Annotated in this window: 19 protein-coding genes and 4 pseudogenes; 14 read left to right on the top strand and 9 right to left on the bottom strand. The window is 65.8% G+C overall.

Going from position 1 to position 26,584, the window contains the following annotated elements; genetic code table 11:
* The first annotated feature begins 138 nt into the window (after positions 1-138).
* The 8 genes from QF037_RS00250 (at position 139) to QF037_RS00215 (ending at position 12,755) form a co-directional block, all read left to right on the top strand.
* Positions 139-1,386, top strand: coding sequence for a sugar ABC transporter substrate-binding protein (locus QF037_RS00250; protein WP_307020615.1), 1,248 nt, complete (start codon positions 139-141; stop codon positions 1,384-1,386).
* A gap of 18 nt (positions 1,387-1,404) precedes the next feature.
* Entirely contained in the window at positions 1,405-2,388 is a 984-nt protein-coding gene (locus tag QF037_RS00245; protein ID WP_307020613.1) for a carbohydrate ABC transporter permease, read from the top strand.
* On the top strand, positions 2,385-3,227 hold the full coding sequence (locus QF037_RS00240) for a carbohydrate ABC transporter permease (protein WP_307020611.1): 843 nt from the start codon (positions 2,385-2,387) through the stop codon (positions 3,225-3,227). Before QF037_RS00245 ends, QF037_RS00240 begins: the two co-directional genes overlap by 4 nt.
* Before the next feature lie 108 nt (positions 3,228-3,335).
* Positions 3,336-5,093, top strand: coding sequence for an amylo-alpha-1,6-glucosidase (locus QF037_RS00235; RefSeq protein WP_307020608.1), 1,758 nt, complete (start codon positions 3,336-3,338; stop codon positions 5,091-5,093).
* A 65-nt stretch (positions 5,094-5,158) separates the two neighbouring features.
* On the top strand, positions 5,159-7,027 hold the full coding sequence (locus QF037_RS00230) for an RICIN domain-containing protein (RefSeq protein WP_307020606.1): 1,869 nt from the start codon (positions 5,159-5,161) through the stop codon (positions 7,025-7,027).
* 55 nt (positions 7,028-7,082) lie between these two features.
* A complete protein-coding gene (locus QF037_RS00225) occupies positions 7,083-7,292 on the top strand; it encodes a hypothetical protein (RefSeq protein ID WP_307020604.1) in 210 nt (69 codons plus the stop codon).
* A gap of 74 nt (positions 7,293-7,366) precedes the next feature.
* The gene (locus QF037_RS00220) at positions 7,367-9,214 is read left to right on the top strand and encodes an RICIN domain-containing protein (protein WP_307020602.1); all 1,848 of its coding nucleotides are present in this window, start codon (positions 7,367-7,369) and stop codon (positions 9,212-9,214) included.
* Between the two features lie 346 nt (positions 9,215-9,560).
* Positions 9,561-12,755 carry an RICIN domain-containing protein gene (locus QF037_RS00215; RefSeq protein WP_307020600.1) on the top strand — a complete coding sequence of 1,065 codons (3,195 nt, stop codon included), beginning with the start codon at positions 9,561-9,563 and terminating at the stop codon, positions 12,753-12,755.
* A gap of 323 nt (positions 12,756-13,078) precedes the next feature.
* On the opposite strand, the pseudogene QF037_RS00210 reads toward QF037_RS00215, so the two are convergent.
* From QF037_RS00210 to QF037_RS00200, 3 genes and pseudogenes are all read right to left on the bottom strand, one after another.
* Positions 13,079-13,762, bottom strand: a pseudogene (locus QF037_RS00210) (ISAzo13-like element transposase-related protein); the annotation flags it as partial.
* A 17-nt stretch (positions 13,763-13,779) separates the two neighbouring features.
* Positions 13,780-15,087: an IS4 family transposase gene (locus tag QF037_RS00205; RefSeq protein ID WP_373463625.1), complete on the bottom strand. Its 1,308-nt coding sequence runs from the start codon at positions 15,085-15,087 to the stop codon at positions 13,780-13,782.
* A gap of 110 nt (positions 15,088-15,197) precedes the next feature.
* Positions 15,198-16,148, bottom strand: a pseudogene (locus QF037_RS00200) (ISAzo13 family transposase); the annotation flags it as partial.
* A gap of 177 nt (positions 16,149-16,325) precedes the next feature.
* On the opposite strand from QF037_RS00200, the gene QF037_RS00195 reads away from it, so the two are divergent.
* From QF037_RS00195 to QF037_RS51375, 4 genes are all read left to right on the top strand, one after another.
* Entirely contained in the window at positions 16,326-16,844 is a 519-nt protein-coding gene (locus QF037_RS00195) for a hypothetical protein (RefSeq protein WP_307020596.1), read from the top strand.
* Positions 16,845-16,969: 125 nt separating this feature from the next.
* Positions 16,970-17,446 (top strand): NPCBM/NEW2 domain-containing protein, encoded by a 477-nt coding sequence (locus QF037_RS00190; protein WP_307020594.1) that lies wholly within the window; start codon positions 16,970-16,972, stop codon positions 17,444-17,446.
* Between the two features lie 601 nt (positions 17,447-18,047).
* On the top strand, positions 18,048-18,170 hold the full coding sequence (locus QF037_RS51380; RefSeq protein WP_444972106.1) for a hypothetical protein: 123 nt from the start codon (positions 18,048-18,050) through the stop codon (positions 18,168-18,170).
* 28 nt (positions 18,171-18,198) lie between these two features.
* Positions 18,199-18,366 (top strand): helicase associated domain-containing protein, encoded by a 168-nt coding sequence (locus tag QF037_RS51375; protein WP_444972126.1) that lies wholly within the window; start codon positions 18,199-18,201, stop codon positions 18,364-18,366.
* 472 nt (positions 18,367-18,838) lie between these two features.
* Here the strand turns inward: QF037_RS51375 and QF037_RS50795 are convergent.
* Positions 18,839-19,453: pseudogene (locus QF037_RS50795) on the bottom strand (IS3 family transposase); the annotation flags it as partial.
* A gap of 32 nt (positions 19,454-19,485) precedes the next feature.
* Positions 19,486-19,788 (bottom strand): transposase, encoded by a 303-nt coding sequence (locus tag QF037_RS00180; protein ID WP_307020592.1) that lies wholly within the window; start codon positions 19,786-19,788, stop codon positions 19,486-19,488.
* Positions 19,789-19,883: 95 nt separating this feature from the next.
* Between QF037_RS00180 and QF037_RS51370 the strand changes: the two are divergent.
* A pseudogene (locus QF037_RS51370) lies at positions 19,884-21,126 on the top strand (IS3 family transposase).
* On the opposite strand, the gene QF037_RS00160 reads toward QF037_RS51370, so the two are convergent.
* From QF037_RS00160 to QF037_RS00150, 3 genes are all read right to left on the bottom strand, one after another.
* Positions 21,110-21,274 carry a hypothetical protein gene (locus QF037_RS00160; RefSeq protein WP_307020587.1) on the bottom strand — a complete coding sequence of 55 codons (165 nt, stop codon included), beginning with the start codon at positions 21,272-21,274 and terminating at the stop codon, positions 21,110-21,112. The pseudogene QF037_RS51370 and the gene QF037_RS00160 overlap by 17 nt on opposite strands.
* 474 nt (positions 21,275-21,748) lie before the next feature.
* Positions 21,749-24,115: an ATP-binding protein gene (locus tag QF037_RS00155; protein WP_307020585.1), complete on the bottom strand. Its 2,367-nt coding sequence runs from the start codon at positions 24,113-24,115 to the stop codon at positions 21,749-21,751.
* Positions 24,116-24,139: 24 nt separating this feature from the next.
* Positions 24,140-24,550, bottom strand: coding sequence for a hypothetical protein (locus QF037_RS00150; protein WP_307020584.1), 411 nt, complete (start codon positions 24,548-24,550; stop codon positions 24,140-24,142).
* 764 nt (positions 24,551-25,314) lie between these two features.
* On the opposite strand from QF037_RS00150, the gene QF037_RS00145 reads away from it, so the two are divergent.
* Positions 25,315-25,785 (top strand): hypothetical protein, encoded by a 471-nt coding sequence (locus QF037_RS00145; RefSeq protein WP_307020583.1) that lies wholly within the window; start codon positions 25,315-25,317, stop codon positions 25,783-25,785.
* On the opposite strand, the gene QF037_RS00140 is transcribed toward QF037_RS00145, so the two are convergent.
* Complete coding sequence (locus QF037_RS00140; RefSeq protein WP_307020581.1) at positions 25,737-26,573, bottom strand: IS5 family transposase; 837 nt, start codon at positions 26,571-26,573, stop codon at positions 25,737-25,739. The two genes, QF037_RS00145 and QF037_RS00140, sit on opposite strands and share 49 nt — an antisense overlap.
* Between the last annotated feature and the right edge of the window lie 11 nt (positions 26,574-26,584).

Genomic DNA, 26,584 nt, shown 5'->3' with positions numbered 1-26,584 from the left:
CTTCACCCTCCCCATCCCGCGCCGGCTTCCTGCGCGACACCCCGCTTCGGCGAGCCCAGCAGTCTCCGACACCCCTTCCAGGGCACACCTGTGCCGATCCCAGGGCACACCTGTGCCGAAAACCATGAGGAACACACCATGAACCGCTCTGCCAGACGGCGTCTGACCGCCGCCGCAGTCCTGACCGTCGTCGCCGTCACCGCCGGCGCCACCGCGTGCTCCTCCGGCTCAGGCGACACCTCCACGAAGGCCGCGAACAGCGGCACGTACACGATCTGGGACCCGTACCCGCAGTTCGACAAGAGCTCGGCATGGGCGAAGCTGCTGGACGGCTGCGGCACCGAGGCCGGGGTGAAGATAAAGCGGACCGCGTTCGACACCAGCGACCTGACGAACAAGGCCTTGCTGGCGGCGCAGCAGGACAACTCCGCAGACGTCCTCATCGTCGACAACCCGGTGGTGTCCACCCTTGCGGATGCGGGCCTGCTGACCAAGACCGCCGAAATCAAGCTGGACACCTCCAAGGTCGACCCCAACCTCCTCGCGGCCGGCCAGTCGGGCGGCAAGACGTACGGCACCCCGATCGGCGCCAACACCCTCGCCCTCTACTACAACAAGGCCGTGCTGAAGAAGGCCGGGGTGGACATCGCCTCGGTCAAGGACTGGAAGTCGCTGACCGCGGCGCTCGCGAAGGTCGAGGCGGCGGGCAAGAAGGGCATCACGTTCTCCGCGATCGGCACCGAGGAGGGCAGCTTCCAGTTCCTGCCCTGGTACTGGGGCTCGGGCGCCGAGCTGACCGCGCTCGACTCCGACCAGGCGGTCTCCGCGCTGTCGCTGTGGAAGAACTGGCTGGACAAGGGCTACGCCCCCAACTCGGTGATCAACAACACCCAGACGACCAGCTGGCAGGAGTTCGCCAGCGGCGACTACGCGTTCGCGGAGAACGGCACCTGGCAGCTCGCCAACGCCGACAAGGCCGGCTTCGACTACGGCGTCATCCCCGTCCCCGCCGCCACGGGAGGCGACGCCGCGGCCCCGACAGGCGGTGAATTCGTCACCGTCCCGGTGCAGGGCGACACCGGCCGCTACGCCACCACGCAAAAGCTCGTGTCCTGCCTGACTAACAGCCAAAACCTGCTCGAGACCGACACCACGCTGTCCTACGTGGCCCCCAACAGCGAGGTCCAGGACAAGCAGGTTGCGGCGAACGCCAAGCTCAAGCCGTGGATCGCTGCGGTCAAGGCGGCCAAGGGGCGCACCAGTGACGACCTGGGCACCAAGTACCCGAAGATCTCCGAGCAGTTGTGGAAGGCGGTCCAGTCCGCGCTCAGCGGGTCGGCGTCGCCGAAGGACGCGCTCGGCTCAGCCCAGTCGGCCGTCAAGTAGCCAGGACTCCGCCAGCCGATGAAACACACGACACAGTCGCCGGACCGCCGGCCGGTGCGGAGCCGGAACGGGGCGGCGACCGCCGCCCCGCCCCCGGCCCGCACCACGATCCGACGCCGACCGGCCTCCCAGCAGTGGGCCGCCTGGGCCTTCCTCGCCCCGGTCACCCTCTACCTCGCTCTCTTCTACGCCTATCCCCTGTTCCGCAACATCGACCTGAGCCTGCGCAACTACACGGTCCGCTCCTTCGTCCAGGGGGACGCGCCGTTCACGGGCCTGGCCAACTACCGGACCGTCTTCGACGACCCGACGTTCGCCCCCGCTCTACTGCACACCGTGGTGTTCACCGCCGTGTGCCTGGTCTTCCAGTACGCGATCGGCCTGGCCCTCGCCGTCTTCTTCAACCAGCACTTCCGGCTCTCGGCGACCCTGCGCGCCCTGTTCCTGGTGCCGTGGCTGCTGCCGCTCATCGTGTCGGCCTCCACCTGGTCGTGGATGCTCAACAGCGACTCCGGCATCGTCAACGCCACCCTGCACGCCGTCGGCATCGATCCGGTGAACTGGCTGACATCGCCGTCCTGGGCACTGACCTCAGTCATCATCGCGAACATCTGGATCGGCGTCCCCTTCAACCTCGTCGTCCTCTACAGCGGTCTGCAGTCCATCCCCACCAGCCTGTACGAGGCGGCCGCCCTCGACGGCGCGAACGCCTGGCAGCGCTTCTGGCGCATCACCTTCCCGCTCCTGCGCCCGGTCTCCGCCATCACCCTCCTCCTGGGCCTGGTCTACACACTCAAGGTCTTCGACATCATCTGGATCATGACCAAGGGCGGCCCGGCCGACTCCTCCACCACCTTCGCCACCTGGTCCTACCAACTCGGCTTCGGCAACCTGCTGCCCGCCTTCGGCCCCGGAGCGGCCGTCGGCAACCTGCTCGTGGTCGCCGCCCTGGTCTTCGGCCTGGTCTACGTCCGGGTCCAGCGAAAGCAGGCGCTGTCATGACGAGTGCGCAGTCGGTCCTGAACCGGCGCCCCCGTACCTCGGGAAAGACGGCCATCGGCCTCGTCCTGACCGCGGTCATGCTCTTCCCGGTCTACTGGATGCTGAACGTGTCCTTCACCCGCGACCAGGACATGCGCAAGAGCCCGCCGGACCTGTTCCCCGCCCGGCCCACTCTGGAGGGCTACCGGGCCGTCGTCGACCAGCAGTTGCCCTACCTCGGCACCAGCCTCGTCATCGGCCTCGGCACCGTGGCCCTGACCGTGGCACTGGCCGCCCCGGCCGGCTACGCGCTCGCCAAACTGCGTCCACGCGGCGGCGGAATCCTCAACTTCGTCCTGCTGGCCGCCCAGATGATCCCCGGCATCATCATGGCGATGGGTTTCTACGCCATCTACCTCCAGCTCGGCCTGCTCCAGTCCGTCCCCGGCCTGATCGTCGCCGACTCCACCCTCGCCGTCCCGTTCGCGGTGCTCATCTTCACCGCGTTCATGTCCGGCATCCCCAGCGAACTCCTCCAGGCCGCGACCATGGACGGCGCCGGGCCGCTGCGCACCTTCCGGTCGATCGTCCTGCCGATGAGCCGCAACTCGGTCGTCACGGTGTCCCTGTTCGCGTTCCTGTGGTCCTGGTCCGACTTCATCTTCGCCAGCACCCTCGTCAACGGCGGCGCCCACGAGCCGATCACCCTGGGCATCTACCACTACATCGGCAACAACAACCAGCAGTGGAACGCCATCATGGCCACCGCCGTCGTCGCCTCACTGCCCGCCGCGGTGATCCTCGTCCTGGCACAGCGCTACGTCGCCGCCGGCGTGACCGCGGGTGCCGTCAAGGACTGACACAGCAACGCCCGCACGCGGCCGAGCTCTTCACGAGCGGCCGTGCGAGCGCCGCCGCCCCACCCGGCGGATCACCGCCCCCTCCGCTCAAGAAATGAGTGCCGCTTCATGACCGCCGCCCCGACCGGCCCGCTCTTCTCCGTCCACGACATACCCTTCAGCGCGCACGGCTCCTGGTTCGGCATCTCTCCCGTGCTGGCGGAGAAGACACGCGCCGAGGACCTCCACCTCGTCTCGCACCAGAACGGCATGCACGCCGTCCTGCGCCTCGCCCCCCTCGACGCGGCGACGGGCGACCGCGCCGAGACCCTCGTCGAGGCGACACCGGGCCTGCTCAGCTGGACCGGTACGGACGGCCGCATCGACCTCGCCTACGAGTCGCCGGACACCGTACGCGTGCGCGGCAAGGGGCTGGGGCTGCGCGTCTCCGCGGCGGCGAGGACCCTGACCCCGTTCAGCGGAACCTACTTCTACCGCGACCCGGTGGACGGCGCGCATGTGTTCACCTCCTACGAGACAGGGCGCCGCTACCGCGTCACCGTGCTGTCCGGCACGGCTGCCGACGTGTCCGGTTCCCAGACACTGGGCGCCGGGGACCGCGGTCTCACGGTCACCGCCGAGACGGACGGCTCGTGGGAGGTCGCCGTCGAGGAACTCGACAGCGCGCGAGCGCCGTACCGCTCGTCGGCGACGTTCGGCGAGGTCATGGAGGCCGCGCGGCAGTCGTTCGCCGGGTTCGTCGAAACGGTCGCCCCCTGGCGATCAGCCGCCACCCCGGCCGCCCAACTCGCCGCCTACGTGGTGTGGTCGGCGACCGTGCGCCCGGCAGGTCTCGTCACCCGGCCCGCCGTACTGATGTCCAAGCACTGGATGGACAAGGTGTGGAGCTGGGACCACTGCTTCAACGCCCTTGCCCTGGCGCCCGGTTGCCCCGGTCTCGCCTGGGACCAGTTCTCGCTGCCCTTCGACCACCAGGACGACAGCGGTGCGCTGCCCGACTCCGTCACCCACTCCGAGGTCCTCTACAACTTCGTCAAACCGCCCATCCACGGCTGGACCTTCGGCCATCTGCGCGGCCGGCTCCCCGAGCCGCTCACTCCGGCACAACTGACCGAGGCGTACGAGAGACTGACCCGCTGGACGGACTTCTGGCTCACCGCGCGACGCGCACCCGGCGCGACCCTGCCCCACTACCAGCACGGAAACGACAGCGGCTGGGACAACGCCACCACCTTCGACCCCGCACGCCTGGCCGTCACCACCGACCTCGCCGCGATACTGATCCTCCAGCTGGACGAACTGGCCCGCCTGGCCGCCGAACTGGGCTACCCGGACGACGCCCGGCGCCGCACCGAGACAGCCGACGCCCTCCAGGCCGCTCTGCTGGACGAGCTGTGGGACGGCGAACGGTTCCTGAGCCGGCCTGCCGACGGTGGAAGCCCCGCCCGCAGCGCCAGCCTGCTCGACCTGATGCCGATCGTGCTCGGCGACCGCCTGCCCGCCGAGGTCAGCGACCGGCTGGCCGAGCGGATCGAGGAGCACCTGACCGTGTTCGGCCTGGCGACCGAGCACCCCGCCTCCCCGCACTACGAGCCTGACGGCTACTGGCGCGGCCCGATCTGGGCCCCCGCCACCGTCCTCATCGAGGACGGCCTGCGCCGCGCCGGGCACGAACGCCTCGCGGACGAGATCAGCGCCCGCTTCCGCGCCCTGTGCGAAACCTCGGGCTTCGCCGAGAACTTCGACGCCCTGACCGGCGAAGGACTGCGCGACCGCGCCTACACCTGGACCGCCAGCAGCTACCTCCTCCTCGCCGGGGCCCACGAGCTCCGGCACACCGCACCCGCCGTGCACACCGGCGGCTGAGAGAGCCCCTGGCCAGCCCGCCCAGGCAGCAGCAGCCACCTTTCCCCGAGGGAGAACACATGCACATGTCCCGCTTCCTTCCGCCGGCCGGACGCACCACGGAGCCCGCCTCCGCCGGAGGCCGCCGTCTGCGCAGGACCATCGCGCTCACGGCGCTGCTCGCGTCGGTCGCGGCCGTCGCTCTTCCCGGCACGACTGCCCAGGCCGCCGACACCAACGTCTCGGTCGACTTCGCCACGGCCGGGGGCGCTCCCACCTACCGTGCCTCGGGCACGATCTACGGGATGACCGCGAACGGTTCGCTGCCGCAGGACCACTTCTTCCGGGACATCAAGTGGAAGTTCATGCGGGCCGGTGGCGCCCAGCTCAACAGTGGCGGCTACGCCACCAGCCCCGCCGACTACCAGACCCGCTGGAACGCCACGCTGGCCCAGTACAAGCGGACCGTCGCCCTCGGCGGCACCTTCGTCCTCCTCCCCCATGACCTGTGGGGCGCCGACGGATTCACCAGTCAGGGCTGGCCCGGCGACAACGGCGACTGGACGCAGTTCGACGCCTTCGTCACCCAGCTCATCAGCGACGTCCGGGCGAACAACATGACCGTCCAGTGGGACCTGTGGAACGAACCCGACGGCAGCAACTTCTGGGCTCCGTCGCAGGCCCAGTACCTGCAGATGTGGTCGCGGTTCTACGCCCGCGTGCGGTCGGCCTTCCCGAACCAGCTGATCGTGGGCCCCAGCATGGCCGGAACGCCGAGCTCGTCCAACACCTGGTGGACCACGTACCTGAACCACGTCAAGGCGAACAACGTCGCCCCCGACATCTACAGCTGGCACGACCTGCCCGGCGACCCGGTCACCGACGTCGGCCGGGCCGACTCCACCCTCGCCGCCGCGGGCCTGACCAACACCCGCCCGTACCAGGTCAACGAGTACGGCGCCCCCAGCGAGCAGAACCCGGGTCGCGGTGGCTGGTACATCTCGCGTCTGGAGCGTGCGGGGGTGGATGGTCTGCGCGCCAACTGGGCGTCGGGGAGCGGTCTGCACGACAACGCGGCGAAGCTCCTCACCAAGACCGGCAGTCAATACCTGCCACTGGGGGAGTGGTTCCTGTACCGCTACTACGGCTCCCAGACCGGGAACATCGTGAACGTCACGGCCGGTACGAACACCGACGGCCTGGCGACGAAGGACAACAGCGCGCGGAACGCGAAGATCCTGCTGGGCAGCAACGGCAACACCGGTACGGTCACCGTCAACCTCAACCGCCTCGACACCACCTCGGTGGTGGAGAACAGCCGGGTCCGCGCCCTCGTGCAGCGCGTACCGAACAACGGTGGTGGCGCCGTGAGCGGACCGGTGACGGTCTCCGACCAGACGCTGACCGTGAGCGGCAACTCGGCTTCGGTGAGCGTGCCGTGGACGAATGCCGCTGACGGCTACACGGTGACACTTCTGCCGCCGTCCAACTCGACCGTCTCCACCGTCGCGGTGGCCCAACACAGTGGTCAGTGTCTGGACGACACCAACCTGTCCAAGAACGACGGCACGCAGTACCAGCAGTACCACTGCGAGGGCGGCTACCAGCAGATGTTCGACTTCAAGCCCGTCGCGGGCCGGGCGAACACCTACACCGTGGTCAACGAGCTCAGCGGCAAGTGCCTGGACGTCTTGGACTTTTCGACGGCCGACGGCGCCGCCGTCCAGCAGTGGACCTGCACCGGCGGCACCAACCAGATGTTCACCCTCAACCCCGTCACCGCGCTCGGCAACAGCAAGGACTATCAGCTCGTCGCCGTCCACAGCGGCAAGTGCGTCGACGTCTCCGGCATCTCTACCACCGCCGGCGCGAAGATCCACCAGTGGACCTGCGACCCGGCGAGCGCGCTGAACAACAAGAAGAACCAGATCTGGCGCCTCCAGGGCATGGGCTGACCAGCGTTCCTTCCGTAAGGGCTCCCGGCCACACCAGGGAGCCCCCGCCGGCCGGATGCCCAGCTCCTGCGCCAGGGAAGCGAACTGGCGCGAACGCCTCGCGGACGAGATCAGCGCCCGCTTCCGCGCCCTGTGCGAAACCCACGGCTTCGCCGAGAACTTCGACGCCCTCACAGGAACGGGTCTACGCGACCGCGCCTACACCTGGACCGCGAGCAGCTACCTCCTCCTCGCCGAAGCACACGCCCACCGAGACAGCCGCTGACCGGCCGTCTCCCCACAGCCCCGGGCCCTTTTACGGTCCCGGAACCCCCTCCCCGCTCACGCAGGAGCCGCACCATGAAATCGCCCCGGACACTTCCCCGACCCACAACCCGCACCGGACGCCGAGCGGCCTCGGCCGCAGCCGTCCTCCTGGCCGTGCTGGCCACGACCCTGGTGCCCGCCGGCCCGTCGCAGGCCGCGGACACCAGCGTCACCGTCGACTTCGCCACCGCCGCAGGCGCCCCCACCTACCACGCCTCGGGGATGATCTACGGAATGACCCCGAACGGCTCGCTGCCGCAGGACCACTTCTTCAAGGACATCAAGTGGCACTTCATGCGGGCCGGCGGCGCACAGCTCAACAGCGGCGGCTACGCCACCAGCCTCGCCGCCTACCAGACCCGCTGGAACTCGACCCTGGCCCAGTACAAGCGGACCGTCGCCCTCGGCGGCACCTTCGAGCTGCTCCCGCACGACCTGTGGGGTGCGGACGGAACGACCACGCAGGGCTGGCCCGGCGACAACGGTGACTGGACGCAGTTCGACAACTTCGTCACCCAGCTCATCAACGACGTCAAAGCCAACAACATGACGGTCCAGTGGGACCTGTGGAACGAACCCGACCTCAGCGGCTTCTGGGGCGCGTCGCAGACGCAGTACCTGCAGATGTGGTCGCGCTTCCACGCACGCGTGCGGGCCGCGTTCCCCGACCAGCTGATCGTGGGCCCGAGCATGGCGGGCCAGCCGAACTCCTCCAACACCTGGTGGACCACCTACCTGAACTACGTCAAGGCCAACAACGTCGCACCCGACATCTACAGCTGGCACGACGAACCCGGTGACCCGGCCGTCGACGCAGACCGCGCCAACTCGACGATCTCAGCGGCCGGCCTGACGAACACCAGGCCGTACGAGATCAACGAGTACGCGTTGGCGTCCATGCAGACCCCGGGCGGCGGCGCCTGGTTCATCGGCCGCCTGGAGCGGGCCGGCGCCGACGGCCTGCGCGGCAACTGGGCCTCCGGCACCAACCTGCACGACTACGAGGCCAACCTGCTCACCAAGAACAGCGCCGGCCAGTACCTGCCGCGCGGCGAGTGGTTCATGTACCGCTACTACGGCTCCCAGACCGGCAACGTCGTCAACCTCGTCCCCGGCACCAACACCGACGGCTTCGCCACCAAGGACAACACCGCCAAGAACGCCAAGATCCTCATCGGCAGCAACGGCAACACCGGCAACGTCACCGTCAACCTCAACCGGCTCGACACCACCTCGGTCGTGGAGAACGGCCAGGTCCGCGCCGTCGTCCAGCGGGTACCCAACGGCAACGCCGCCGCCGGACCCATCACCGTCTCCGACACCACCCTGACCGTCAGCAACAACGCTGCCTCGGTGACCGTCCCCTACACCAACGCCAAGGACGGTTACACCATCACCCTCCTCCCGCCGTCCAACACCACCGTCTCCACGGTCGCCGTCAGCGAGAACAGCGGCCAGTGCCTGGACGACACCAACCTCAGCACCGCCAACGGCACCCAGTACCAGCAGTACTACTGCGAGGGCGGCTACCAGCAGATGCTCGACCTCAAGCCGGTCGCCGGGCGGGCCAACACCTACACGGTGGTCAACGAGCTCAGCGGCAAGTGCCTCGACGTCTCCGGCGCCTCCACCGCCGACGACGCCGCCGTCCAGCAGTGGACCTGCACCGGCGGCACCAACCAGATGTTCACCCTCAACCCCGTCACCGCGCTCGGCAACAGCAAGGACTACCAGCTGGTCGCGGTCCACAGCGGCAAGTGTGTCGACGTCAGCGATGTCTCGAAAACGGCCGGAGCCAAGATCCATCAGTGGACCTGTGACCCCGCGAGCGCACTGAGCACCAAGAAGAACCAGATCTGGCGCCTCCAGGGCAAGGCCTGACCTGTCCCTTGAGCACGGGGGCTCCCCACACGGCTGGGAGCCCCCACCTGGGCCGGCCTGGCTGACGCGCCTCGCGGACGAGAGGTCAGCGCCCGCTTCCGCGCCCTGTGCGAGACCTCCGGCCTCGCCGAGAACTCCGACGCCCTGACCGGCCAGGGACTCCGCGACCGCGCCTACACCTGGACCGCCGGCAGCTACCTGCTGCTCGCCCGCGACCACCACCCCGCCGCACGGAGACCGCGTCCGGCGCCGCCGTCGCCCGAACCACGGGCGACCACCCACCCACACATCCGGCACGAGGGCCGGCGCAACAACAACCAGCACATCCCTGAAGGGGCGTAAGCACATGCCAAGAATCGAGCAAAGACGCTCGACCTCGAGACGCCTGCTCCGCGGCATCACCAGGACGCTGCTCCCGCTGGCCGTCATAGCCGGCGTCACGACCGTGACGGCGATGCCGGCCTCCGCCGCCACCCCCACCCTCACCGTCGACCTGGGCGCGAGCACCGGAGCCGTCCGCGGCGGCGCCTCCGGGGCGCTGTACGGCCTGTACGGCCAGGACGTGCCGACCAACAACCTCATCGAGGGGATGGGGCTGAAGACCACCAACACCAAGTACCAGGACGGCCAGCAGCACCCCGGCTCGGACGCGCTGGAGATCGCCAAGCCCTTCGTGGACAGCGGCGGCGGGGACGTCTTCATCTACATGACGGACGTGTACCGCGCGAACTACGAACGCACGAGTTACTCGGCCTACCAGGCGACCATGAGGACCCAGGTCGAGCAGGCGAAGGCCAGCCCCTACGCGGGCCACATCGTCTTCATCCCCTACAACGAGCCCGACCTGAACTGGTTCAAGGGCATGGGCAGCGACGCCACCGCGCTGGCCAACTTCAACGCCGAATGGCTTCAGACCTACAACTTCATCAAGGGCATCTGGCCCGCGGCACGGCTGGCGGGGCCCAACTCCGCCGGCTACACCAACTCCTCCTTCAGCGGCTTCCTCAAGTTCTGCAAGGCCAACAGCTGCCTGCCCGACGTGGTGACGTGGCACACCCTGGGCAGCCCGGCGGCCGTCCGCAGCACCGTCGACGCCTACCGTGTGGTGGAGACCGCCGCGGGGATCACCTCCCCGATCCCCGTCAACCTCAACGAGTACGCGCACCGCTACCACCTGACCGACCCCGGCCAGATGGTGCAGTGGATCGCGGCCCTCGAGGACGAGAAGGTCGACGGCAACCTGCCGTACTGGAACATCAACGGCAACCTCGGCGACTCGGCCGCGGCCCAGAACACCCCCAACGCCCAGTGGTGGCTGTACAACTGGTACGGCTCCATGAGCGGCGGCAACACCGTCAAGGTCACCAGCGCCGCGTCCAACGCCGCGTACACCCTCCAGGGCCTGGCGAGTCTGGACACGGCCAAGAAGCAGGCGCGCGTCATCCTTGCCGGGGGCGGCACCAGCGGCGCCTCCGACACGGTCATCAAGAACATCGACCCCGCCGTCTTTGGTAGCACCGTGCACGTCAGCGTGTTCCAGGACCGCTACAGCGGCTACATCGGCGCGGCGGCCACCCCGACCCGGCTCTCCGACGCCGACGTGGCCGTGGGCTCCGACGGCTCGATCACCGTCCCCATCACTCTCGACGCGATGTCCGCGTACCAGGTGATCGTCTCCCCGGGCGGCACCGGCAGCGCCACCGCCTCCGACGCCACCTGGACGGGCACGTACGAGGCCGAGAACGCCACGCTGAGCGGCAGCGGCTACAACATCAACACTGAGGGCACCACCGGACACGTTGACAAGTTCGCCACCTCCGGCACCAAGGACGTCGGAGGCCTGCGCACCGGCTCGACCACGGTGATCTCCTTCCCCGTCTCCGTCCCCACCACCGGTGACTACGACCTGTCGGTGTTCGGCAACAGCTACGCCAAGGACGCCGACGTCAAGGGCCCGACGAACGTGTACGCCCGGGTCGACGGCGGCGCCTCGACGAGGATCGACATACCCGTCGGCTTCCAGTGGGTGGTGTGGGGACACGACGACGCCACCGTGCACTTGACCGCGGGCAGCCACACCATCACCCTGGCCACCACCGGCGACAACGGCGCCAAGACCACCGGCGACGCCCTCATCGACAAGATCGACCTCCGATACCAGGACGCCGCCGTCCAGGGCACCACGCTCTACGAGGCCGAGCAGGCCAACCTCTCCGACAGCGGCACCGCCACCTACACGTCCCAGGGCCAGTCCGGGGCCGGTGCGGTGAATCTGACGAGCGGCAAGTCCGCGACGTTCTGGGTCTACTCCGCCCGCGACGGCTACGCGGACCTGACCGCCCGCTTCCGCAACACCGGCCAGGCCGGCCTCACCGTCAACGGCAGGACCGTCAACGATCAGACTCTCTCCGGCGCGACGACCGGCGCCTGGTCCACCTCCACCAACCGGGTGTACCTGAACGGCGGCATCAACAAGGTCAAGGTGACCGGCACCAGCGGCACCCTCGCCCTGGACGACCTGGCCGTCACCCCGTTCAGCGCCACCGACGCCGTCACCACCGGCAACGTCGTCACCTACCAGGCCGAGAACGGCACCCTCACCGGCACCGCGGCCACCGACACCACCTACAGCCAGGCCAACGGCGGCGTCGTCACCGGCATCGGCAACGGGACCGCCAACTCCCTCACTCTCAACGTCAGCGCGCCCGCGGCCGGCACGTACGCCATGACCATGCGCTACGCCAACGGCGAGGAACTGCCCTCCAACCACTACAATCCCGACCTGTACGCCGAGCACGCGGACGTCAGCGTCAACGGCGGCGCCGCCAAGCGCGTCAACTTCGCCAGCACCCTGCACTGGAACCAGTTCAACGACTACACCGTCCCCGTGACCCTCGCGAAGGGCGCCAACACCGTCAAGTTCACCGCCTCGCAGCTGTACAACTGGGACGGCACCACCATCGGCGTGGTCTACTCCGGCGGCGGCAGCGACATCGGACAGCCCCTGCGGTCCAGCTCCGCGCCCCACCTCGACCAGGTCTCCTTCGCACCCGCGAGCCTCCACATCGGCGCCTCGACCGGCTTCTCCTCCACGGCCGTCGCCCAGCACAGCGGGCTCTGCCTCGAAGACCCCGGCCAGTCCACCGCCAACGGCACCCAGTACCAGCAGAACACCTGCGGAAGCGGACAGGAGCAGATCTTCGACTTCCACCCCGTCACCGGCACAACCGACACCTACACCCTCGTCAACCACTCCAGCGGGAAGTGCCTGGACGTCTCGGCCCTCTCCACGGCCGACGGCGCCGCCGTCCAGCAGTGGACCTGCCTCAACGGCGTCAACCAGCGTTTCGCGCTCAGGGCGGTGACCGCGCTCGGCAATAGCCACGACTACCAGCTGGTCGCCGTGCACAGCGGCAAGTGCGTCGACGTCAGCACCATCTCCACCGCGCCCGGCGCCCTCGTCCACCAGTGGACCTGCGACCCGGCGAGCGCCCTGACCACCAAGAAGAACCAGATCTGGAGGCTCACCGGCAAGGACTGACCCACAGCGGATCCCGCTGAGTCTCCCGGCCACGCCTGCAGGAACAAGCCCCGCTCCCCTGCGGGGCCCCGAGAGAGGGCCACGACATCCCATCGTGGCCCTCTCGACGCGCATACCCGGGTCCCCAGTCCCGGCGACCACCGTGGTGGGCTGGGGCCTCCTGCACCGCGGACACCGGCGGCCCGCTCCGGTAGGCGGGTCGAGCGGGCGCCCGCCCCTCCCGCGGCCTCGTCGCCGTGACCTCGCGCCCGACCGCGCCGCGCTTGCTGATGAGGCTGCCGCTGTGACAAATCCGTTAGTGATCACTAAGGGCTTGCAGATCATTAACACGTTGTCTTGATCGTGCTGCTGGTGTCGCTGCTCAGGGCTCGAACCCGAGCCTGGAGCGCCGGGAGGGCAGAGGGCGGAGTGGCCGCCGGCGGGATGACGATGCTGTGCGCCTTCAGCAGCGTCCTGATCTTCAGCAGGGTGCGGTGCATAGCGGTTCTGCTGTCGAACAGCACGGCGAGGGGTTCCGCGGCCAGGGCAGCCCGCAGGTGGAGGACGGCTGCCAGGACCTGGTCGGGGAAGGCGAGCCGGGGCGGGCGGCCGCGCTTGACGTCGCCGTGGAGGGCCAAAGTGTTGGTGAGATCGCTCAGTTGCTGCCGGGACATGCCGGTCAGGGCGGGGTCAGACAGGAAAGCGGGGTCCCACTCCGGGTCCGGCTTGTGCGGAGCCCGGGGTGCTGGGATGACTGGGCAGGGCTGGGGATGCAAGGCATAGTTCCAGTCGCCGTGGAAGGCGTGTCGGGTCAGTGGCAGGGACGCCATCTCCGCGTCGCCGATCTGGACTCCGGTGGGGTAGACGTTGGTGTCCAGCTCGGCCATGACCCGCAGTCCGGTGCGGGTGGTGGTCGCGGCGATGGACTGGACAATGACTTCATGGCTGGTCAGCGGGCGGCCCCGCCAGTTCATGGTGATGTGGGAGAAGAGCCGGTGCTCGATCTTGTTCCACTTCGATGTGCCCGGCCAATGCCGTTGTTTGACTACTGAACTATCGTCGCCTGCAGTGTGATGGTCCTGGCCGCTACGCGGCGTGGTGGGGCCTTCGGTTGGTCCTTCGGCCGGTAGGAGTACAGCGAGTTGGGCCGTTTGAGGAAGCGGTCTGCCTCTCGCAGTCGGCGGGTGCCGTTGTCGAGTTTCCGGCGGACCTTCGCCGCCAGCGCGGTCAGGAAGCTGCGGATCTTTGACGGGGTGTCGGCGCGCTGGCGGACCACGCTGCGTCGGGTGTGCTTGAGGACCTTGACGAACGAGATGCGGTCCGGGTCGATGCCGTTGCTGTCGGCGAGTTGCATGACGATGCCGGTCAGGCAGTGGTGTACGACCAGATGCGCCCATACTTCCTGGCGCACCAGCTGCGGGTCTGTCGATCGCAGGACTTCCTGCCGACCTCGCTGGAAGGTCTTAATCTGCCGGTAGGCGGATTCCACCTCCCATCTGTCGTGGTACAGGACCGCCAACTCCCTTGCTGGGTAGGTGTCGTGGTCGAAGAGGTCGGTCAGCAACCGGATCACTTCGCCCCCATCGACGCGGTACTCAATCACGCGCTCCAGCACGCCGCCCGGATGGGAGCCCTTCTGCCCCGCGAGGTTCATGCGCGCCAGGTAGGTCCCGTCGGGCAGGTGGCGTACTGGGCGGCGTGCGACACACGAGCGGGCCCGCAGCAGGAGGTGGGCACCGGCACCGGTGTACGCCTTCCACAACTCCACCCCGGGGAACCCCCGGTCCATGATCACGAGCATCCCGGAGGCCGAGGAAGCCATTGCCACGGCTGGGTCGCGTTCACCGCTGTTGTAGCCGCCCACCCGCGCGTCGATGGAGGAATGCGTGCCGGTCTCGGTCAGCGTCACGACTCTGACCTGCGGAAACCCGCCCGGCTTCCCGCTGGAGTCCTTCGGCCCGCCGAAGGCGCGTCGGTTGGCCTCGTTGTCCGGCACGTCCAGCAGGAAACCGTCGACCGCAGCAAGACGCATCCCCCGGTAGAAGGATCCGGCCAGCCCCGCAGGGGCCAGCGGGCCGGCCAGGCGGTGGAAGAGCTGCTCCACAGCCTCCGGCCCCAGGCGCTCCCGAGCCCGGGTGAAAGACGCCTTGTGCGGGATGCACCCACTCAACTCCGGGATACCACCTACCAGTTGTTCGGCCACATCGTCGTAGGAGTCCTGGTGGAAGAGTGCAAGCGCGAGTGTGAAGTAGACCATGAACCCCGCCGGCAGCGCTCCCGGCCGACGGTCCTGTTTGCGACACTCCGACAGGACCTCGTCCACCAACTCGGGCGTCACCCACTTCGTGATCAAGCCCAGCCGCACTCGCTCAGATACCCCGCTCCACGGATGCACGCCCGGCATAACTGCGCGACGTTCAGTCCGTCACTACCAACTCAATGAACCATCAAACAACGGCATTGTGTGCCCGGCGGCAGGTGGCACACGGTGATCGTCAGTCCTGTTTCGGCCGCGAGCCGGGCGAGTTCGAGCTTCCAGGCCCGGGTGCGGTAGCCGTTCGAGCCGCCCGCGTCGGCGGTGATGAGCAGTCGCGTCGCCTGCGGGTAGGCAACCCGGCCCTGGCCGCGCCACCAGCGGCGGATCGATTCCACCGCGAATGCGGCGGTGTCGTGATCGGTGCCCACGTTGACCCAGCCGGTGTTCGCCGCGAGGTCGTAGATCCCGTACGGAACGGCCTTGCCCAGCTGGGGGTCGGCGAAGTCATGGACGTTCACCGGCGTGGGATCAGCCGCAGGCCGCCACTGGCGGCCGTTGTTCTTGAACGCGCCGACGAGCTCCTTCTTCTTGGTGTCCACACTGATCACCGGCTGGCCAGCGTCCCGGTGATCACGCGCCTGCTCGTTGAGATAGCGGAACTGGGCATCCCGGTCGGGATGTTGGCTTCCCTCGATGGTCTTGGCGTTGGCCTGCAGACTGAAGCCTTCCTCCCGCAGCAGGTCCGCGACGGTGTCCGCACTGACTTTGTGTCCGGTCCGAGCGAGCTCCCGCGCCAGCGTGCGGGTCGACTTCACCGTCCACCGCAGCGGCGACATCGGATCGCCTCGCTCGTCCGGCTCGACAAGCGCCAGGAGAGCCGGGCGCAGCCCCGGATCGAGATCTGCGACCCTCTTGCGGCCTCCGCCCGGCCGCCGCACTCGCCCCAGAGGCCCCTCGCCCGCCTCCAACTCGGACACGCCCTTGCGGACCGTGGTCTCACTCACCAAGGCCGCCCGCGCGACGGCCCGAACGCCACCGTGTCCCAGCGCACGGGCCTCTGCGGCCATCAGCAACCGTCGTTGCCGCTCATCCAGATGCGGGAACAACACCCCGAACTTCATGGTGAGTTGGGCACAGATCTCGTCCGGGATGCGCATACCACATCAACGAGCCATGGGACGGGAAGCAACACCTTGATGATCTGCAAGCCCTTAGGCGCCGCCAGCGGCCATAACCCTATTGGACTAGTCCCAGTGGCGGTGATTAGCCGACCATCGGAGGGTGGAAGTCGACCGAGTATGCGTCGAGTTGTCTTTCTCCGAGGTGATTCCGCCTTGTCGAATAACTTCCCCCGGGAACTTCGTGACTGGCGCCCCCGCGCCATAAACGTAGCGCACGACTGGCCGTTGCTTACTGCCGCAGCCTCAGCACTCCTTGGCATTATAATGCTCTTTCCCCCTTGGCTGACCGGCTCGACCAGCGTCAACGCCTTCGGCCAAGATATGCAGGCTGCGGGGCCTGCGCTTATCATCGTCATGGCGCTGGCCACGATGGCATTGATTTACTGTGCCATGATCACGCACAGAAGAGGTTACGTGCAGGCGGCGCTATTCCCCGCCTCCAATCTGCTAGTCATCTATATAGTCAAGCTCGCAGACGTATCAGACTTGGCCGATCTCGCCACCAGAGTGACGTCCACCAACGTATCCACCGGCGCCGCTTTGTGGTTTGGATTTCTGTTTTCCTTGGCGACGGCCATATTCACACTCGTGGCGTATGCGCTCCGACCGCAGAGCGGGGGCCGTGGTGAACCACCATCTGGAGAAGCTTCGAAGGAACCGAACAGCGAATGAATCCTCCTACCTCCTTCATGATTGCCAGGACGGCCAGGGCGTTGGCGACGGGTGCGACGGTCGCTCTAATCTCCTTCACACTTGCCTGTGACTCCACAGACGAGCCTTCGGACGAACAATCAAGAGTGACGGTGACAGAAACAGCAACGCCGACGGCGGATAATACATCGACATCACCCGCCCCGCCCTCGGCAGCGACGAGCCTATATCTGAGCGACGTTGATCCCCTGACCTCAACACAGGGAGTCGACACTGGTTCGGCAGAAGTGAACGGGCACGGGCACCCGCGCAGCGTCACACTCACGGCAAGCGCCGGTGGACCAGTGAATGAAGTGGAGTACAACCTCGGTCGTCACTGGAAGAACTTTACGGCAACCATCGGGCTGCGCGATGACTCGCCGACGAGAAGTAAATTGACCTTCCAGGTCTCGGCCGACGAAAAACAACTGTTCAGCAGATCAGTTTCCCTAGGGGAAGATTATAAAATTGACCTTGATGTAGGTGAAGCCTTGCGGCTGAAGTTGACCATTACCTACGCCGACCAAGATTCCAACTATGTCTACGGCACGTGGGGAGACGCAAAACTCACTGTCGAGAGTTGATGATTGCAGGGAAGAATACGCAGAAGGGACGTGAGGAATGCTTGCTTATCGACGAGCAATTTTTGCGCTCGCAGCTTTTTCGATTACGCTAACCGTGATGTCCTGCAGTAAAACTGACGAGGCCGGGCCTCAACCCACCAAAACGCAATCCGTGACAGTCACGGCTAAGCCGTCAGCTACCCCCACGAAAACCGAAACGGTAACCGCTGAACCCTCCATTACGGAGAGCCCCAGCCCTAGCCCTGCCTTCTCGAGCACGACCGAATTCGTCGAAGCTGTCGAGCAGGAAGTAGATACTGCCGCCGATAGTTGGGACAGTGACACCATCCTAGACTGGGCCGATGAGGTCTGCGAAATGTACCACCAAAAGGGAGCCACGTGGGAGGAGATGACCGCCCACGTCATGGATTCGACTCTTACGTCTTATCCGCTGACATCGTCTGAAGCTGATACCTTCGTGACGCTCACGATGGGAGTTTGTGCACAGATTGGATATTGATCGCCTGTACCCCCAGGTCTGCGCTACCTCTACGGTAGGTAAAGACCTGGCCGCATAATATAACGAGGACGGCACCTGCCCGGAGGACGACGAATTCTCCGGATGTGTGAGCAGGTCCTCCGGATCGAGCCCGCGTCCGAGGACGAGAAGCCGAAGCCGCGCCGTACGCAGGCCGACAAGTGGGCGATGAACTACGAGGCCGCCAAGCAGTTCTACGAGGCGTGAGGGGCACCTTCAGGTCCCGAGGAAGCACATCGAACGGATCGTCATCGGCGACGACGGAGACGGCGACAGTGGCGAGGACCAGGAGGAGCGGGTGCACCGGCTCGGGGCATGGATCGGGAACCAGCGAAGTAGGGCCGCAACGCTGACACCGGAGCGGATCGAGCAGCTGTCCGCGATCGGCATGCGCTGGTCGTGATGGCCGTCGTCGGCACCGCCGTCGCGGCCGACTACCTGCTCGGGTGGCTACGCCCGTGACGACGTGCGGGTGACTGGGCGGCCGATCAGGTCCGCTTCACCGGGCCGTGGGTTCCCGGCGGCTTCGGCCGCCAGGCCGTCGTCGTCCTGGTCCACGTCGTCACCGCGCCGCGCACCAGCTGGCGCATCATGCGCGCCCCGGCCTGGGAGTCCTTCGAGGCTCCCCAGTCCGTCGCCTGAGCCGCTCCCAGCGTTAGCCTCGGGCTTCCGCGCGCCCAGCAGACTCGGAGGTCTTTGAGTCGTAAGCTAGTTGTCGCCTGCCGGTGGAAGTCCGGTCCGGGTAGCTGCCAGGAGGCCCGGTAGCAGACTGGCGGCGTCGGGGGGAAACGCCCGGCGTCGAAGCCCAGTGTCGAAAGCCCTGCAAGGGGGAGCAAAGCAGCGGTCCGTAGCATCACGCGAAGTCTGCGGCGTCGTTAGAGGTCCGCCTTTCGGGGCGGGGACAGGGAGTGCCGAGCCCCCGAAATCAGGGCGAAGGCCATGGAAGCGGCGAAGATCCTGGAGATGCAGCCGTGAGGGACTCCCCGGCGTATGGGGCATGGAACGTTGCGACGGTGACAGCGGGAACTGGGGAGGCCCTCCCCGGCCCGGCGGCCTGCGGACAGGTGCTGCCGGAAGCTGCGCATCCTATAACCGGGTGATCCCCGGGAAGTGGGCGCGAGTCGGGTGGGCGTCGGAGGCGGCCGTAGTACCGCTATGAGCCGGCGGACAACACAACCGTCGGCCAGGGAAGGGCCGCTGCTTTGTCGATGTGCAGGTTGAACCGTTCCGGGTTCGGTGGAGACTCGGGAGTGCCCCGAGTTGGGTGGAGTCGAGTCGCTTGGTTTCACGCTACCGGTGGCGTGGCTGACATGGATGCTCAGGCCCAGCCCGAGCTCGGCGTGCACCCGGCGCGAGCCGTAGGTGCCGCGGGAGGCGGCGTGGATGCCCACGATGGCCTCGGTCAGCCAGGCGTGCTTGACCAGGCGGTTCGACGGTGGCCGGTTCCGCCAGGCGTAGTACCCGGACTCGGCGACATGCAGCACCCGGCAGGCCAGCTGCACCGGCAGCTGCTCACGGGCCATCACGTGGATGGCTTCGAACCGCCTTTTGGGGACGTCACCTCACCCAGGAGTTCGGCTGCGCGGCGGTGGACGGCCAACTCGGCCTCCAGCTCGGTGATGCGCTTGCGAGCCGCAGCGAGCTCGGACAGGTCGCTGCTGTTCGTACCGGGCAACTGCCCCGTATCGATGAGGTGTTGGCGGCGCCAGACATAGATCGTCTGGTCGCTGATGCCGAGGAGCCTTGCGACCTCGGCGACCTTCCTTCCGGATGCGACGAGATCGAGGACCTTGCGGCGGAACTCGGGCGGATAGCTGCGGGGCATCAGGGCCTCCGAAGGCTGCTGGATCGTCAATTGTCCAGCAACCCGACTCCATCAGAACCGGGGCATACCACTCGATTCCGTGAAAGGATCGAGTCATGGCACGTCCCTCCTCCTACCCTGCTGAACTGCGCAAACGAGCGGTCCGTATGGTCGCCGAAGTCCGCGGTGACTATCCGAACGAGTCGGCCGCGTTGCGGGCGGTCGCGCAGAAACTCGGCATCGGCTCCGCCGAGACGCTGCGGAACTGGATCAGGCGGGACGAGATCGACTCCGGACAGCGTCCAGGGACGACCACGGAGGAATCCGCGGCGATGAAGGCGCTGAAGAAGGAGAACGCCGAGCTCAAGCGGGCCAACGAGATCCTGAAGGCCGCGGCGTCTTTCTTCGCGGCCGAGCTCGACCGGCCACACACACGCTCGTAGCGTTCATCGACGAGTACAAGGACCGCTTCGGCGGTGTCGAGCCGATCTGCCGCGTGCTGACCGCACACGACTGCAGGATCGCCCCCTCCACCTACTACGCCCACCACAAACGGCAGGCCCGGCCGGCTGCCCGCACGCTTCGCGACGCCGAGCTGAAAGCTCTGATCATCCAGGCGTACGAGGCCAACTACCGTGTCTACGGCGCCCGGAAGATCTGGAGGCACCTGAACCGGCAGGATGTCGCGGTGGCCCGCTGCACCGTCGAACGCCTGATGCGTGACCTCGGCATCAGCGGCGCGGTCCGCGGCAGGAAGGTCATCACCACGATCCCCGATCCACGTGCGGAACGTGCCCCCGACCTGGTGGACCGTGACTTCGTCGCCCCGAGCCCGAACCGCTGCTGGGTCGCCGACTTCACCCACGTCACCACGTTCGCCGGTGTCGTCTACGTCGCCTTCGTCGTGGACACCTTTTCCCGCCGCATCGTCGGCTGGTCGGCAGCCACTTCGAAGGAGACCCGGCTCGTCCTGGACGCCCTCGAGATGGCCCTGTGGCAACGCGACCGCGACCAACACCCCTATATGAAAGGAGAGTTGATCCACCACAGCGACGCCGGGTCGCCCAATACGGATCGAGGGCCTTCGCCGACCTCTGTGACCAGCTCGGAGTGACCCGGTCGATGGGCGCGGTCGGCACCAGCGCGGACAACGCGGCCTGCGAGAGTTTCCACGCGTCCCTGAAACGCGAGACACTCCAGGGCGCCCACGACTACGGCGACGCCGGCACCTGCCGCAGGACCGTTTTCGCCTGGCTGACCCGCTACAACACCCGCCGCCGGCACTCCGCCAACGGCCACCTCAGCCCCAACGAATACGAACACCGACACCACACCGCTAAACTCACGCTCGCCGCGTGATCAATAACCGCGTGCCCACCTTCACGGGGGAAGGACCGTGCCCCGTTCCCCCGTACTTGTCCCATGCGCCGAAGGCCTTCCGCGCCTTGTCGGCACGGGCCAGAATCTCCACCCGTTCCCGCATGCCGCTCCAGATCATCGCCCCCATGAACCGAAGCGTAGGCCAACGGGTCTACGCCAAGCGCACACGCAGCCAAGCCGAGGCAAGCGGTGTCAAGCATCAAGCGAGACAAGACAAGCCCCACACGCCCGACTGAGTTACAACTTTCTCTACTGGTTCAAGGCGGCTCGCTCCGCTCACCGCGCGCGGCCCGGCCCCCGGCCGGGCCTGCGCTCCTGTCTCCGCCCCGCTCCAGCCCGGCCGGCGCCCGTGCCGCGCTCAAAGCATGCAGCCGCCTACTGCCAGAGAAAGGGTACGTCGTGGCTGGGGCGGTCGGCTCCACGGCTTTACGGAGCCACTTTGGCGCAAGCATCGAAGATCATGGCCCCAACGTCGTGCTTTACCGGGCAGGTCCACAGACTGCCCGACGCGCCGGAAGCTTACGGGGCCATGATCACTCGCGCCAAAGCAGCGCCACCCCAAAGCCGCTCCGCCGACCTACGTACCCGGTCAACCCTCTAACTAATCACTACCAGGCATCGCGAACGACAGAACGTCAATTAGTCGCCCAACCATAAGGGCGTCATCCTGAGCGTTACATGCAGAGAATATAATTGATGCCTTTTTCAGATTCTCGATTGCCTCCACAGGCATGCGATTTACGCCGTAAAGTCTGCCGAGATTCGCGTATGCGTAACCGAGATCAATCAAACCATCAAATTGAAATAGCACACTCAAAGACTTCTCAAAACTATTGGAAGCCCGTTCAAATTCCCCGAGATCTGTATAAATCAGACCACGCTGATTGAGTGCCCTACCCTCACCAAGGACGTCACCAACCGATTCATGAATCTCCAACGACTCATTTATTGCATGGAGAGCCCCCTCCAAATCACCATTTACTCGCAGAGCATTCGACAAGTTAATCATGGTATACCCGGCGAGAGCGAAAAGACCGAGCTCCTTAAGTAGATCGGAAGCTCTTCTTTGAGCTGTTACCGCCTCATCGGAACGCCCCATATCCAAAAGCGTACTTCCGAAATGAGTAAGGGCACGAGCCTCGTTCTCGGTGGCGCCAGATTCCTTAAACAAACGGACGGCTTCTTGGTGCAACCGAATTGCTTCTTCTGCGCGACCTAGCTCGCGAAGAGCGCTGGCAGAATTATCAGATGCCCTAGCGAACCCTAGCTTATTTTGCAGCCCATCGAAAAGCGTCGCCGCCTCCGAATGGGCGTCCAAAGCTGCCTGAAAGTCACGACCCCGGAATAGCGCGTTGCCCATATTATTGAGGTACTGCGCCAGCATTTCCTCGTTCCCCATCTCCCGAGCGATGCCGACAGCCTCACGATGATATGAGACGGCAGAGGGAATCTGTTGGAGCTCTAGGCACGCCATTCCCAGACTATCTAGGGCATTCGCCTCAAATTCTGCGTACCCGATTTCCCTGACGATGACAAGCGACGCCTCCATGACTTCTCTCCAGTCATTAAACAGGCGTCGCATATCCAGATACCTTGCAAGCCTGTGTGGAATCTCGGCTGCGTAGTGGAAGAGTCCGGGCTGATTGGCACTTATATGCACAGTTGCGATTAGGTTTTGATATTCCGCGTCAAGCCACTCAAGGGCAGCTTCACGAGAATCGAATACATCTCCTTTCTCCGCGCCTCCAAGGAGTTCAGCAGCCGCTCTTGAATTCTCAAGGTAAAAATCAAAGAGGCGCAATACGGCATCCTCTTGCCCAGGGAGATCTGCAACCTTTTCGAGGGCGTACAGTCTGACCAAGTCATGTAGCCGCCAGCGCCCCCAAGCGATTCCGTGCTCAAGAAGGTGAGACCGGATAAGGCTCAGGAGAATCTCTTCAACTTCTTTCTCTGATACATCTACCAAACGGGCTGCAGCCGCCGTCGAGACATCGACTCCCGGGCTGAAGGAGATGAACCCTAGTACCTGTTTCTCTCGTTCGGTGAGAAGCTCATAGGACAAGTCGAAAACGGCTCGTACAGCCCTTTCTTCTCGCTGCAATGCATCGAGTCGACTGTGGGAATTATTCAAGGAGGCTACGAGCGAGGCCGTAGGGCGCATCTGACTGTCTGCGAGGATTGCGGCGCATATCTGGAGAGCAAGCGGCAAATAGCCACATAGTCGCGACAACTCATAGGCGTTCTCAATATCTTGATCAATTCTCGTGTCACCCTCGCCTCGCGCGACTCTCAGTGCATTCCGAAGCAATTCAATAGAAGCGTCTGCACTGAGTACTTGCAGTTCATGTATACGCCCACCAATGCTCAGCGTGTGGCGGGATGTAACAAGCGCCACATTTTTGCCATCAGAGGGGAGCAAGGCACTGACCTGTTCAGCTGAAGAAGCGTTGTCGATCAAAATCAGAACCCGAGATCCTTGTTCAGCGTAGGCTGCCAGAATTGATCGATAGAGTCTAATTCTGCTTTGGAGATCTTCAGGGATATTTTCTTCTGGTACTCCTATCGCCTGAAGAAGACTGACTAGCGCTCGCTCCGGTGATAGGCGACGTCGATCGTCATATCCAAAAAGATCTATGAATAGCACACCCCCTGGAAACCAGCCTCTATTTAGCACCTCATAAGCGACCTGGCTAATCAACTCCGTCTTGCCGACACCTCCCAGTCCCGAAACTACATGGAAGAAGTTTCCAACGCAGTCGGCGTTGGGGGCGATCTCATGCAGGAGCGCATCTATACTCTCCTGTCGACCAGTGAATACAGGGGATCTGGCAGGCAAACCCACGAGTGCGGGTTGGATCACTCTAGGCAATTGCAGAGTGATATCTCGACCTTGAATTACCGCATGAAGGAATAGCCCGTCTTGGATTTCGTTAGAAACCTCACGCTGCCGCGAATCCCCTGTACTCATACCTGAGCTCTCCGTTGACTCCTATTACTTTTGGCTCGGCCCATTAAAGTTGATTCCGGAGAAATCACGTCCCTGCAAGACGGGCCCACTCTGGTTTCCGCCGCTAATGGTGTTTTTTGTTTCTCCGTCACCCGTACGCAACGCCTGTGCTTGTTGATGCCACTGCATCAAGCCAGCCCGGAACGCCTCGTCGTGCTCAGCTCGATGTGTCAAGGCCTCGCTGAGGGCTCGTGCCAGATCCACGTCATCTGGCGACTGAGCCAAAAGGGCCAGTTCCGATTCTCCAGGATTTGACGACGCAGCATTGAGTTCGGCTGTCTCGCCTGCGGGCCTTCTGCGCACCAGTCCCGCCAATCCTCCCCAAAGTTGCTTTCCGGCCTCCCCTGCTGCCCCGGTCGCGATTGCTACGAGGAGCGCCGCCGAGATCGGATCCATGCCTGTACCTCCTAGTGCCAAGAGCTGACATGTCATGCTTCCAGAAGACCTAGCCCTTTGGAGGGAATCCCAGAACATTGGTGCCCATTGTCAGCCCACTCCCGGTTCGTCAAGGGCAGGCTCCGTGACACCGACCAGCGGCGCGGCAAAGGCGGCGCAAGTGTTCGACTGCCGCGTGCGTCGGCTCACGGCGACGTGCACGCCAGCGCGACTCTCTGAGAACCGGTGCCGCTCCGCACCACGAGCGCACCAGATAGGGCGGGGAACTTCGGGGAATCACGGGGATCCGGCCGAGCCCAACAGGGCCGCGCCATGGCCGTTTCACCCAGGTCATCGCCAGAACCAGCCTCAAATGCCCGCAGCTTTCCAAGCTGAGGGCGCGACCTACTCACCATCCGCGCTGGGATGGCCACCGAGTAGGGCTCGTGTCGTCTGGCTACCCGCCTGCTGATGGCATGTCGGGTCACGCCCCGCAGTAGCGACAATTTGGTCACAGATACGCGAAACCTCACCTCAGCAGTTCCAACAGCTATGGGATGTCACTTCCGGCCCTCACACGATGTCCGTGGTGTCGAGCCGCACCCTCGGGTCTCCTACTCCCGCAAAGGAACTGCGAAGATGACTCAGCCTGGAGCAGTGGTCCTGAGACGCCATCCGCTTTCCGAACGTGTTGCGTTGGTCCGGGGTGGGTGGGCATGAACTCCGGTTGGTGGCGGGAGAGATGAGCGTGGTTCGTCCGCTCGTCTGGCTCGTGGAGGTGGCTGGTGCCGTCGGTGCTCGGTCTGCTGGAGGCCCGGGAGAAGAGAGTCCGGGAAGAGATCGCGCGGTTGCGGGAGGAGGCCGAGAGGGTACAGGCCGCGCTCAGTGAGGCGGAAGGAGCCCTTCAGCGGCTGGTGGATGCCCGGGCGACGGTGGCCGAGGTGCTGGCCGAGCCGTCTTCGGCAGCCGCGGAGCCGGTGCGGGGTGCGATGGCGGGTTCGCCGGTGCCGCACCGGATCGAAGGCATGGCGGCGTCGGTGCTCGCGCCGGACTATCAACGGATCGTGTCGGTGCTGGAGTCGGAGGCGGGCCGGGAGGGAATGCGCTGCCAACAGCTGGCCGTGGCCCTGGGGCTGCAGGTGGTCCCGGCGAAGGTCGAGGGGCTGCGGTCGAAGGCGAAACGCCTGGTGGAGCGGGGGTGGGCCCTTCAGGTCCGGCCGGGGGTGTTCACCGCGCTCGCGGTGCCGGCCGGCTGAAAACACCGGGGGCGGCGTCCGGCCAGGCGGCCGCTCATGAGCATGGTCATCGACCACAGCACCATGGCCTCGTGCATGGCGGGCAGCGTCTCGTAGTCGCGCGCCAGACGACGTGAGCGCATCAGCCAGCTCAGCGTTCTTTCCACCACCCACCTGCGGGGCAGCACCACGAACCCGGTGGTGTCGTCGGAGCGTTTGACGATGTCGAGGGTGAGCTGGAGTTTCTCGGCCGCCCAGTCGACCAGGCGCCCGGCGTAGCCGCCGTCCGCCCACACCAGGCGGATGGAGAAGTACATCTTTCGCAGCCGCTCGAGCAGAGGAACGGCGGCATCGCGGTCCTGCACGCTCGCCGCGGTCACAGCCACGGCCAGGACCATGCCGAGGCAGTCCACCACCAGGTGCCGCTTGCGGCCGCCCACCCTCTTCCCGCCGTCCCAGCCGGAAGTGGAGCGCGGGATGTTCGCCGCCGCCCGCACCGACTGCGAGTCCACGATCGCGGCCGTCGGATCCACCGCGCGGCCCTCCTTCTGGCGGACCTTGTCGCGCAGCCGGTCGTGGAGCTCAGCAAGCAGCCCCGTCACCTGCCAGCGGCGGGCGAAAGCATGCACCCGCCGATACGGCGGGAAGTCCGCAGGCAGGTTGGCCCACTTGACGCCGTTGTCGGCGACATAGCGCACCGCATCGATCATCTGCCGGTGGCAGAAGCCCTCCGGCCGCCCGCCCCGCCCCTCCAACCAGGCCGGAACCGGCAGCACCGCCCGAATGACCTGCCACTCAGCCTCCGTCATGTCCGAGACAT

This window comes from Streptomyces canus, from assembly GCF_030815415.1.
GTDB lineage: Bacteria > Actinomycetota > Actinomycetes > Streptomycetales > Streptomycetaceae > Streptomyces > Streptomyces canus_F.
The sequence above is the reverse complement of the archived record's forward strand: the minus strand, read 5'-3'. Positions and strand labels throughout refer to the sequence as shown.